We start from the raw sequence: 10,917 nt of genomic DNA, 5'->3' as shown, positions 1-10,917 counted from the left end.
CAACTACAACAACGCGAGTACGAGTAGAAGAAAGAGCGCCTATTACTTTTGTTTTACCAATTTTAAGGGAGTGGAGTGGGATTTGATTTTCAACTTGATTTTCAGCTAGCGGTTACTAATATCAAGTTCGGACAATCGACTATTTATCCGAACTTGATACTAGCAGTCAATCAGAAATAATTGCAGGGCAATTCACGACCGACATCCCTAGTATTCGCAATTATTGCATACAGGCGATCCACAATCATCAAAAGAATTCGGAAAACCATCCTGACGAAGAGCCAAATTATTGCCATCAGGATCGCAAAAGAAGGCGAGTACCGTATAACCATCCCCCGCATTGCAAAGTGGCCCAACTTCAACCCCTTTATAATCTAGGAAATCTACCGCTTGCTCAATATCATCTACAGCGATCGTAGCAGTTGCTTTTCCCGATTGAACAGGTTTACTCTGACTCAGGCCAATTTGGGTATCAGGAAGTTCTGGATAGAAAAGTTGCACATAATAAGGGAATGCGGAATTTTCCTCATTGACGATCATGCCAAGTTTTTCCTCATACCACTGAGTTGCTTCCACTCCATCACTAACATTAAACCGTGTCACCCATCCTGTTGTATAGGTTCCGCCTGGCCCAGCAAACGCTGGGGAAGTCACCCCCGAAAAGCCAAATAGGACAAAAGTGAAAGCAAATAGAGCGATAATAGCTGTAATCAACTTTCGGTGAGCTTTTGTGTGGTTCACTTTAGTTGAGTGAACTCCATTATTTGGTGTCATATAGTCCTCCAACATTTTTTTTGTGTGTAAAGCTGAACATCTATATCCTATATCCAAAAGTTAGAGACTTTTTGTAAAGTTTTGTCAATGTTGGCGGATCCTAGTGGCAGCTATTTTGTGGTTGGTCTAATAGTCAGGCAATCGCATCAGATGACACTGAAGATCATTAAAACTATTAGACATCTCCAGAAAATAAACTTGCTCTTTATTTACTATAAACTAGGGTTGTAAAAGTTACTCACAAAATCATTTTCCGTGTTTTTTTCCTAAAAACATCTTCCCTGTTCCCTGTTCTCTACTGTTACAAAAAGTTTACATCTTTTTCACCAGATGTCTATTATATAGCACTACCCATTCAAGTTAGGACATTTTTCAATCCTGTTTGCGGAGCATTTCCGCAGGAAAAACCCTTTGACAGTCTACTGTTCCCTGTTCCCTATTCCCTAGCGCGTAGCGCCATATATAGTCGTAATATCATGTCCGGATAATAGCGTGATCAAAAAACCTTCTCCCTTTGAACCAATATTCCCTTCTGCCTTCTGCCTTCTGCCTTCCTTCCACCAAAGTGTAAGTATTCAAGCGGACATGATATAAGTACTGTATTTTATCTGCAAAATGTAGGTCATAAAATTCGTATCAAATGCTAGACTGTTTACTACTTATTACTACTTATACCCCCATTTTTTCAACAACAACAGAGAGAAACAATATGACTTCAACCACCCCGCCAAGACAACAACCAACCTATAAAGCATCATTTATAGATATTGGGCTGAATAATTTTCAAATCTGGGCGCTTCAACATCCAGAAAATATCTTTAGCAAAGTCTTGCTACCAATAATTATCTTCATAGAAGGTTTAGCAGCAAATCTTCCTACATACCTAGACCAGAAACGCCTAGTTTTAGGACCAAACTTTTGTTGTGCTGGCCAAGTAGTAATGGGAGAATTTGAAGCTATAGAAACAGCACTGACTTCTCCACAAGCTCGAACATGGCGTTTAGGCACCACCGTACTAGAAGCAAATCATTTGCCTAACCAAGATGTAGATGGCAGAAATGTTTTCCTACTAGCACTTTCAGACCAAGAAGCAACAGGTAGTAATGACCATGAAGCTTTCCGCAGATGTTTACAGGATTATATTCTCAATGACTCCTCAATAGCACGTCAGCAAGATGCGATCGCCAGACAACTTATTGAAAAGTTAGCAGCAGATTATATAGATATGTCTCACGGTCCTGGTGGAGCTTTCTTTAGCGAGGATAAGCGGGGTTGGAAACGGTTTCTGATTGAATATCTTCACTATGTTTTATTTTAGTTAGACCCTAACGATCAAGCTACAATGGACTTCCTCACAGATTTACACTATACACGCCAGGGTACACTGCGCTACTTTGCAGGTGTTAGTACTATCTTAGAAGAGTTAAACATATTTAGGCATGGAAAAATTTCAGAGTCCATCGAGCAAGCAGCAACCATATATGAAAATTCTCCTGTATTAGCCAACTTTAACGAACAGAGCGATCAGTATAATGGCATGACAAGACGAGAATTAGCCAAACTGATGACATCTATTATGAGTATAGCCGCTTTACAAGGTCCTCTACATCTTGGTCAAACTGCTATGGGCGATCGACCTCTTCCCGCCTACAAAGGACAAAATACATCTGAAATTAACCCTACTCATTATTGGGATGAACTTGACCTCGACAACCGAGAGTCGGTGCGACTATATCTCTTAGAATGTTCCCGTCTCTGGGCACCCGTTAGCGCCTCCCATAAAATAGCAACTGATGCTTTTACAGTGACAATAGCTGGCAGATATCGAACTTTTCCTACTGGTACAAAAATATTGATTCCTATGAGTTTAGGATTATTAGACGAGAACTTTTGGGGTCCGACAACCTATCAATTTGATGCCAACCGAGAAAATCTTTGCCCTTACCACATGGGTTTCCATTCTGTAGGCGATCGTAGTGCTGGACGCATCTGTCCTGGTAAAGACGTAGCAATGAATATGCTTGTGGATGTCACGATCGCTTTAGGTAAGGTAAGACGTTCAACTTTTAGTTCTAATATTAATCCTGTTTAATTATGCAACCGCTTTGCAGGAGGAAGAATGCCTTTAGTTATCTAGGAGAGAAGGAAAGACCGAAAAATCTGACGTTGTTTGAGTTTTAAGATTTTGATATGTCCGCACCCTTTCCTTCCACTGCTATATGGTTTATGATGTGGTAATTATCATTTTCTTTGTGGGTGTAATACCCCACCGTCAACGGGGGTGTTCAAAATTACTTGGGGGAGCGAATCCCCATGTAATTTTCCTCCTGTCTCCTGTCTCCTGTCTCCTGTCTCCTTCTTCAATTAGGATATTGCCATTCAAGAAGAGCGTGGTAATTTTTGTGCGTTATGTATCAAATTGTAAATTAATTCAAAAGTTAGTTACATCAGTGACTTGAAGCGTTTTGTGGCTAAATATGCAACGTCTTTTTTTTAGCTTGCTCTACTTAATTACTTATAATCAAGTTTTTGTTTGTAGTTTTGCTCTAACCCTTGCAATACTTATATGAGGACTAAAGCTCTACTACGAGCCTGATTATAAATGATATCTTTTTCAAAGAACATCAAGTAATATCATGTTCAATTGACAAGTTGAAATAATTTTTGCAGAAAGGAAATAATGACTTAACTATAGCAATAGAAAGATAGTTTAGGTTCTATACTGATAATGCCCTTGAGATAGGTAAATGTTTTTCAATCTGTTTCCTGCTATAATTAACGACAATATTAATTACCTATTTTGATTTCCAATTAAACTATAGTAAAAAATCGGTTTTTTGGGAGTTGACAAGGTAATTATTCTATGTTAGAAAAAGGTATAAATTGGGAAAATAACAAGAGTGTTTGCTCCCAAAATGTTAAAAACTCTCTGATTTCAAATAAACTCAAAACCAAAGAAAAGTCTGTGAATTTCCAATCAGTCATAGCCACCTTAAATCAGTTCTGGAGCGAGCGCGGTTGTCTCATCGCTCAACCTTATGATACTGAAAAAGGAGCAGGTACAATGAATCCCCATACATTTCTGCGGGCGATCGGTCCTGAACCTTGGTCAGTTGCTTATGTCGAACCCTGTCGTCGTCCTACTGATGGGCGTTACGGAGAAAACCCCAACCGCTTCCAACACTACTACCAATATCAAGTCCTGATCAAACCTTCTCCTAATAACATTCAGGATGTTTATCTAGACTCCCTCCGCGCTCTGGGTATTCGCCCAGAAGACCACGATATTCGTTTCGTAGAAGACAACTGGGAATCTCCCACTCTAGGAGCTTGGGGAGTAGGTTGGGAGGTTTGGCTTGATGGCATGGAAATTACGCAGTTTACCTATTTTCAACAATGTGGTAGTATAGATTGCCGACCAGTGTGCATCGAAATTACTTATGGTTTAGAACGCCTTGCTATGTATCTCCAAGAAGTAGATGCGATTACAAAAATAGCTTGGACTGATAAAGTAACTTATGGAGACGTTTATCTTCAGGGAGAAATTGAACAATGTACCTATAATTTTGAGGCATCTAATCCTGAGTTTTTGTTTACCCTCTTTGGTCTCTATGAAAAAGAAGCTGAACAACTAACAAAACAAGGATTAGTTTTACCAAGTCTTGATTACGTTCTCAAATGTTCTCATAGTTTTAACTTACTTGATGCTAGAGGGGTAATTTCTGTCACCGAACGCACTCGTTACATTGGCAGGATTCGTAATCTCGCACGTCAAGTCGGTCAACTTTATTTACAACAACGGGAAAGTCTTAACTTTCCATTGCTAAAATCTAACCCAGAAGATAAGGCTAAAGCAGCAGCTTAACGAAGTCAAAAGTCAGAAGTTAACCCACCCCTCGCCCCTCCCCCTCCCAGGAGGGGAAGTAGGGGATTTGAGCAAGCCTCCAAAAACATTTCGCCTTAAAAGGCGGGGTTGCGCGACCCAATTATTTTGATCAACTTAAACTTTGAACAAGAAAGCAAAAACTACCACCAGAGAAAGAAATGGAAATCAGAGAATATTTAGAACCAATAGCTGACATATTCCGCAATTTAGGTACGCCAGAACCAATTGTACATTGGGGACATCCATTGATGATGGCGATCGTTGTGTTTGTTATAGGTAGCTTTGTGCGTTTAACTGGATGGCGTAGACGAGTAGTTACTGATGAAGCTATAGCTGTTGAAAGTGCTTCTAATCATCGTAAGATGGCACCATTTATGTTTTTATTTATGGCATTAGGTTATACGGGTGGAATATTATCTCTAGTGATGCAGGAACAGCAAATATTTGAAAGTCCTCATTTTTGGACTGGTTCGGTAGTATTAGCGCTACTGGCAACAAATGGTTTTATCTCCCTAACAAAATTTGGTGGAAATCAAGCTGCATTGCGTACTACTCACGCTTACCTTGGTAGCATTGCACTTTGTATCATGTTTGTTCATGCAGTGTTGGGTCTAAGACTTGGTTTAGCTATCTAAATTAGGCATTGCTGAATTAAGGTATGAAAGTAGGTTTATAGGGAATAGGGAATAGGGAACACCGGATCTGGGAATTAATATTAACAAGTAGTTCAAACCATCCAAAATAAAAAATCCCAAATACAAAATTCTCAAATCATACCCAGAATCAGCAACGCCCTAAATTATTTATATTTTCTGTGGCGGGTTTAATACCCCACCGTCAACGGAGGTGCTTAAAATTGTTTGGGGTTTGTAGACACGAAGTGGCCTTCGTTGACTATCCATAAGTAATTTTTCCTTCTGCCTTCTTCCTTCTTCCTTCTTCAATGAAATATGAATCAAGCTGTAGCGATTGTCATCAGCCTAGCTTACATATTGGGGCTAGTATCTACCATTGTTCCTTGGGGTATATATGTTATGCTAACTGTGGGCTTAGTCTTAGCAATTATCGTACAACAAGGATACCGACAAAACTTACGAAGATCGACTAAAATCATAGCAACTCCTCAGCAAAAAATTAATTCTGAAGACTTACTCAGAAATGGTCAGTTTCCAGATTTACTCCCAAAAAGAACAAGAAAATCTCTACTAAATTCAAATTGGTTGTGGATAACTGCTGGAGCGGTCGCTTTTCTTGCTAGTTTTTATTTTTTAGTCCGAGTACCCCAACCATCAATAGATGACGTTAGTAAAATAATTCCCGTTGATCGTGACTCCCAACAACAACAAGTAGTTACTGTTCGTGGAAAAGTGCTTTCTCTTCCCCGCAAGACTCGCTCACAAAAAGCACAACTGTGGCTAAATGTCACTCAAGTTAGTGAAATAGTAGGTACTGATGGTTCGGCCAATGTACACCAAGACGTTACAGGCAAACTTTATGTTACAGTTCCCCTATTACATGCAACAGGTGTCTATCCTGGTGAGGCAGTAGCAATTACTGGATCTTTATACAAACCATCACCAACAACTAATCCCGGAGGCTTTGACTTTCGTGCTTACTTGGCTAGACAAGGTGCTTTTGCTGGGATTACAGGTTATAAACTCACCATCACAAACCAAGAAAGGACTAATATTTGGGGATTAAGTCGCATACGACAACGAATTATTCGCTCTCATGTAAGTTCATTGGGCGTACCAGAGGGTCCCCTTGTGAGTGCAATGGTATTAGGGCGTAGAGCTGTAGATTTATCTTATCAATTACGAGACAAGTTTGTCAAAGTAGGGTTAGCTCATGTATTAGCAGCATCAGGTTTTCATATTTCCTTAATTTTAGGTGTGGTGCTGACTTTGACTAAAAGCTTGTCTCCCGGAGCAAGATTTGGTTTTGGCATCCTAACTTTAATTATTTATGTTGGTTTAGCAGGTATTTCGCCTTCAGTGTTACGAGCAGCATTGATGGGGTTAGCTGCTTTGGTTGCCATCGTTTCCCAACGTCAAGTTCAACCATTAGCTTCTCTAGTTGTGGCTGCAACTTTTCTACTATTAATTAATCCTTTATGGATTTGGGATTTAGGATTTCAGTTGAGTTTCTTGGCAACTTTAGGATTGTTGGTAACAGCGCCACCATTAATGAAACATTTGGATTGGTTGCCCTCTGGTATTGCATCTCTAGTTGCTATTCCGATCGCTGCTTCTATTTGGACTTTACCTCTATTACTGTATGTTTTTCATGTTGTATCTCCTTATACTATTTTTGTGAATATAATTACTGCGCCTTTGGTTGCGGTGATTACACTGGGTGGTTTTATCAGCGCCATCGTGGCTTTGATTTCTCCTTATGTAGGTAGTCTTATTGCTGGAATATTGTATTTTCCAGTCAGGGTTTTAATAGAGATCGTAAATTTTTTTAGTGCGTTGCCAGGAAATCAAGTAGCAGTGGGTGCTATATCAATTTATCAATTGGTTGTGCTTTATGGGTTGATTTGTGGTATTTGGTTGTGGAGAAATAGACCGCCAGAAGCGAATCAGAGAAACAAGAAAAAGCTTTCTCTGAAATTTTGGCAGTCGGGTGTGATTTTGGCGATCGCCATCATTATTATTCCTCTTTGGTATACTCGAGCTTCTGTGTTTCAAGCTACGATTCTTGATTCATCTGAGGAACCAGTGTTTGTGATTCAAGATGGACGGAAAGTAACTTTGATTAACTCTGGAGGTGAAAATACGGCCAGGTTTATGGTATTACCATTTTTACGCCAGCAAGGTATTAATAGAATTAATTGGTCTATTGCCCTTCATTCTCAAAAAGGTATAAGTCGTGGCTGGCCAGATATTTTGAATACCTTGAGAGTGAAGATATTTTATGATGTGGAAACTGATGATCAAAAGAATTATCAAACTAATAATCAACCTGTGTTAGATGCTGTGGGAGCTAGTCAAGCTGATTATTTTACTTTGGTAAATAATCAAACTATTGAATTGGGTTCGATACAGATGAAGTTAATTAATTCTGAGACCCCAATCGTGGAATTTATGCTTCATGGCCAAAAGTGGTTATTATTGGGAGATGTGAAATTGCCTGAACAGAGTCGGTTACTAGCGGCAAGAAGTTTTCCGCAGACTCAGGTGCTTTGGTGGTCTGGGAACAAGTTAAATCCAGAGTTGTTGAATATTATTCGGCCAGAGGTAGCGATCGCTTCGTCTGATTCTGTCCATCCAGATATGGTGGAACTTTGCCAGGAAAATAATATTCTTCTATTTTGGACTGGTCGTGATGGTGCAATTCAATGGACTCCTGCTACAGGCTTTCAAACTACTTTAGAATCGGATAAGGTTGATAGTTCTTTACTTTGATGAGGCAGTGGGCAGTAGGCAGTAGGGGAGTGGGGGAGTGGCTCACACTGATTATGGCACGGATACACGGATACCGAAGGGAGTGGGGGAGTAGAGGAGTAGGGGAGTAGGGGAGTAGGGGAGTGGGGGAGTGGCTCACACTGATTATGGCACGGATACACAGATACTGAAGTGAGTAGGGGAGTAGGGGAGTAGGGGAGTGGAGAAATACCCGCGCTCTGTTTGCGTAGTGCTATGGATTCGGGATTTTTTACAAATCAATTCAGATTTGCTATATAATATAAAAATGTGTATTTTCTGAAGATCGAAATTTAATTATCATTTTTGACTTTTTACTTTTGACTTTTAAATTTTGATTTTTTATGGAGAGGTGGCAGAGTGGTCGAATGCGGCGAACTCGAAATTCGTTGAAGGGTGACTTTCCGTGGGTTCGAATCCCACCCTCTCCGTTTAAGTTTAACTTATCTACAACATTGGTGATCACCCTCACTATCAACTATTTAGTTGAATAAAAAGTCATGCGTATAGCCAAACAAAACCTTATAGTTTATTAATATATCATACAAATTGTAAGGATGCAACCAACATTCCTTTGACCCGCGTTTTTGGAAGCCTGATAAAATGATAATAAATATTGGTTATTTTTTACTGAAGAGCTATGGATGGAAAGATTCGGTCGGGGAAAAACAAATATTTTTAGGAGCTTTACACAATGAAAATTTTTCTGGTATTGCTCCTGGAAAAAATTCCTGAATATTTTGATTGTCTCTTAGTTTAGAAGCTTAGTTGAATAAAAAGTCATGCGTATAGCCGAACAACCCCTTATAGTTTATTAAGATATCACAAAAATTGTGAGGATGCAACCAAAATTCCTTTGACTCGCGATTTTTCAGGATCCTTATAAAATGAAAAGGTTGGTAATTTTCTACTAAGTAAGGAAGTATAGATCGATCAGGAAAAATCTGATTTTAATCTTAGAAGTAGAGGTCAGACCCCGGCGAGGTTTCGGAGCCATAGGAATGCTGACTCCTGTGAGTGGACCGGCACCAAGCAGCTCACAGTTAGTCAGAGATAACTTTTAACTTCTGAGTTCTGACTTCTAACTTCTGACTTTCACTTAACCACCTATACCCAACCGACCAGCTAAACCAGGAGTTAAAGGAAATAAAGTAGCGATCGCCATAAACAAAGCTAACAAACACAAAGTAGCTCGTAGATCGTCAGGTTCTATTAATTCATTTAAACAAGGACGTTCCAAATTTCGCTGTAATACCAAAATAATAATTGCCCAATACAATGCTAAAGGATTAACTAGGGAAGCAATGACTAAAACTACAAAAGTGAAAAATGTTGCTCTACCTGCAACTTTCCGAGCATAAATTGCCTGAATAATTCTACCGCCATCCAACTGACCCGCAGGCATAAGATTTAGCGCTGTAATTACCAAACCCAACCAACCGATAATTGCTAGTGGGTGAACATCTACTATATTTTGATTTACCGCCGAACCTAAAATCACCCGTGCTAAAGTTCCCACTAAAACAGAAGCTCTGAAAAATTCGGACGGCATCTGAAACATACTACCTTCGTGGGAAAGCAATAAACCCACCAATAGCATTGCCAAAGAAAGTATTCCTCCAGCAGCAGGTCCGGCAAAAGCTACATCAAACAGGACTTTCCTATTCGGTATCGCTGACTCGAAACGGTTAACAGACCCAAAACTGCCAATTTGCCAAGCTGGTAGAAAAAATGGCCAACTAAAGCGGACATTGTGACGTTTTGCCAAGACTTGATGGGCGACTTCGTGAATACCTAAAACTGCACATAGACCAAGTGCAATGGGTAATGCTTCTGGATACCGTGTGGGTTCGTTGAAAAAGTCAAACCCTAATAATAAACCACCTGCTTCAAAACTGGTGGCAATAGTAGCGATCGCTAGCACAACTGCCAGAATTTTTTGGGATGTAGTAGCGGGTTGAGGGTCATTTTTGCTTGGTAAAATGATGACTACTGGTTTCTCTTCAGGACTTTCTATGAGGAATAGTCGATAACGATCGCCTAGTTTTTCTTGCAAACTGACTGATAACTGGGTATGGATTTTTTCTACATCTCCCCGTAAATTACCTTTGAAAATAGCTCCTTCTTGATAAGGAATAGTTTCGGTTGTGAAGAAAGTATCGATACCAAAAATATCTTTGATTTTCTGGAGGTCTTCACTAGGGATAGGGATAAATTCTGGAGTTTGTTCTTTTTGTGATTCAGTGTTTGCTATTTTATCCTGGGTTGATTGAGTTTCTTCTTCATTGCTAGATAGTTGTGAGTCGCCGATGGTTTTGAGACTGGGTTGGTTTTCTGGGTCTTTAGCTGCTATTGTTCGTAGTTGTCGTCCCAAGTATATATATAATCCTGTACAAGCTACGAGCAAAAATAGGACAAATACTAGGTTCAGATAGATTCCAGCAGCAAATAGAGCAAAAAATAGTAACCAAGGTGCCATTAATACTACTGATTGTAACCAGGCGAGAATGCCTACTCTACCATAAGGTCTTGCTCTGTAGTATCCCCAGCCAAGAATTCCAAGAGTTATTAAAGCTACTATTACTGTGGTTATGTTTTCAGATATGTTATACATAATTGTATGTGCAATTCAAAATTCAAAAGTCGAAAGTAGTAAGTTTTCCCTTATATTTTTGTAAATAAAGGAAAGAGTTTACCTGTGATAATTATTCGTTTTTCATAATTGTTTTTAAGGAATTTAATAACTTACTTTTTTAATTGCAGTAATTAATTATTTAAACAATATTCTGTCAATTAGGCTTCAATCATGAAGATACCTAAATAAATTTTAGA

At 39.3% G+C, this 10,917-nt stretch carries 10 protein-coding genes and 1 tRNA gene; 7 read left to right on the top strand and 4 right to left on the bottom strand.

Going from position 1 to position 10,917, the window contains the following annotated elements:
• Positions 1-207: 207 nt before the first annotated feature.
• On the bottom strand, positions 208-774 hold the full coding sequence (locus F6K13_RS05090; protein ID WP_124142728.1) for a VOC family protein: 567 nt from the start codon (positions 772-774) through the stop codon (positions 208-210).
• Positions 775-1,483: 709 nt separating this feature from the next.
• Here F6K13_RS05090 and F6K13_RS05085 point away from each other — a divergent pair.
• Positions 1,484-2,092, top strand: a complete 609-nt coding sequence (locus F6K13_RS05085) for a hypothetical protein (RefSeq protein WP_240038730.1) — start codon at positions 1,484-1,486, stop codon at positions 2,090-2,092.
• A gap of 24 nt (positions 2,093-2,116) precedes the next feature.
• Complete coding sequence (locus F6K13_RS05080; protein WP_240038731.1) at positions 2,117-2,866, top strand: cytochrome P450; 750 nt, start codon at positions 2,117-2,119, stop codon at positions 2,864-2,866.
• A gap of 149 nt (positions 2,867-3,015) precedes the next feature.
• Here the strand turns inward: F6K13_RS05080 and F6K13_RS05075 are convergent, their stop codons facing one another.
• Positions 3,016-3,138 (bottom strand): hypothetical protein, encoded by a 123-nt coding sequence (locus F6K13_RS05075; RefSeq protein ID WP_275670256.1) that lies wholly within the window; start codon positions 3,136-3,138, stop codon positions 3,016-3,018.
• A gap of 601 nt (positions 3,139-3,739) precedes the next feature.
• On the opposite strand from F6K13_RS05075, the gene glyQ reads away from it, so the two are divergent.
• A complete protein-coding gene (gene glyQ / locus F6K13_RS05070; RefSeq protein ID WP_124142729.1) occupies positions 3,740-4,639 on the top strand; it encodes a glycine--tRNA ligase subunit alpha in 900 nt (299 codons plus the stop codon).
• Between the two features lie 179 nt (positions 4,640-4,818).
• On the top strand, positions 4,819-5,295 hold the full coding sequence (locus F6K13_RS05065) for a DUF4079 domain-containing protein (RefSeq protein WP_287286948.1): 477 nt from the start codon (positions 4,819-4,821) through the stop codon (positions 5,293-5,295).
• Between the two features lie 168 nt (positions 5,296-5,463).
• On the opposite strand, the gene F6K13_RS05060 is transcribed toward F6K13_RS05065, so the two are convergent.
• Positions 5,464-5,619: a hypothetical protein gene (locus F6K13_RS05060; RefSeq protein ID WP_205127644.1), complete on the bottom strand. Its 156-nt coding sequence runs from the start codon at positions 5,617-5,619 to the stop codon at positions 5,464-5,466.
• Between F6K13_RS05060 and F6K13_RS05055 the strand changes: the two genes are divergently transcribed.
• The 3 genes from F6K13_RS05055 to F6K13_RS05045 all read left to right on the top strand — a co-directional run bounded on the left by F6K13_RS05055 (position 5,611) and on the right by F6K13_RS05045 (position 8,820).
• A complete protein-coding gene (locus F6K13_RS05055; protein ID WP_124142731.1) occupies positions 5,611-8,067 on the top strand; it encodes a ComEC/Rec2 family competence protein in 2,457 nt (818 codons plus the stop codon). The two genes, F6K13_RS05060 and F6K13_RS05055, sit on opposite strands and share 9 nt — an antisense overlap.
• A 364-nt stretch (positions 8,068-8,431) precedes the next feature.
• Positions 8,432-8,516 (top strand) — tRNA-Ser (locus tag F6K13_RS05050).
• A gap of 172 nt (positions 8,517-8,688) precedes the next feature.
• Positions 8,689-8,820, top strand: coding sequence for a hypothetical protein (locus tag F6K13_RS05045; RefSeq protein WP_287241982.1), 132 nt, complete (start codon positions 8,689-8,691; stop codon positions 8,818-8,820).
• Positions 8,821-9,184: 364 nt separating this feature from the next.
• Here F6K13_RS05045 and F6K13_RS05040 read toward each other — a convergent pair whose 3' ends face one another.
• A complete protein-coding gene (locus F6K13_RS05040) occupies positions 9,185-10,699 on the bottom strand; it encodes a site-2 protease family protein (protein ID WP_124142732.1) in 1,515 nt (504 codons plus the stop codon).
• Between the last annotated feature and the right edge of the window lie 218 nt (positions 10,700-10,917).

This window comes from Okeania sp. SIO2B9 (genome assembly GCF_010672505.1).
Classification (GTDB): domain Bacteria; phylum Cyanobacteriota; class Cyanobacteriia; order Cyanobacteriales; family Microcoleaceae; genus Okeania; species Okeania hirsuta.
This window is presented reverse-complemented; position numbering and strand designations above follow the sequence as displayed.

Coding starts and splice junctions, on each gene's coding strand:
- F6K13_RS05090 (WP_124142728.1), bottom strand. CDS start 774: ATGACACCAAATAATGGAGTTCACTCAACTAAAGTGAACCACACAAAA.
- F6K13_RS05085 (WP_240038730.1), top strand. CDS start 1,484: ATGACTTCAACCACCCCGCCAAGACAACAACCAACCTATAAAGCATCA.
- F6K13_RS05080 (WP_240038731.1), top strand. CDS start 2,117: ATGGACTTCCTCACAGATTTACACTATACACGCCAGGGTACACTGCGC.
- F6K13_RS05065 (WP_287286948.1), top strand. CDS start 4,819: ATGGAAATCAGAGAATATTTAGAACCAATAGCTGACATATTCCGCAAT.
- F6K13_RS05055 (WP_124142731.1), top strand. CDS start 5,611: ATGAATCAAGCTGTAGCGATTGTCATCAGCCTAGCTTACATATTGGGG.
- F6K13_RS05045 (WP_287241982.1), top strand. CDS start 8,689: ATGATAATAAATATTGGTTATTTTTTACTGAAGAGCTATGGATGGAAA.
- F6K13_RS05040 (WP_124142732.1), bottom strand. CDS start 10,699: ATGTATAACATATCTGAAAACATAACCACAGTAATAGTAGCTTTAATA.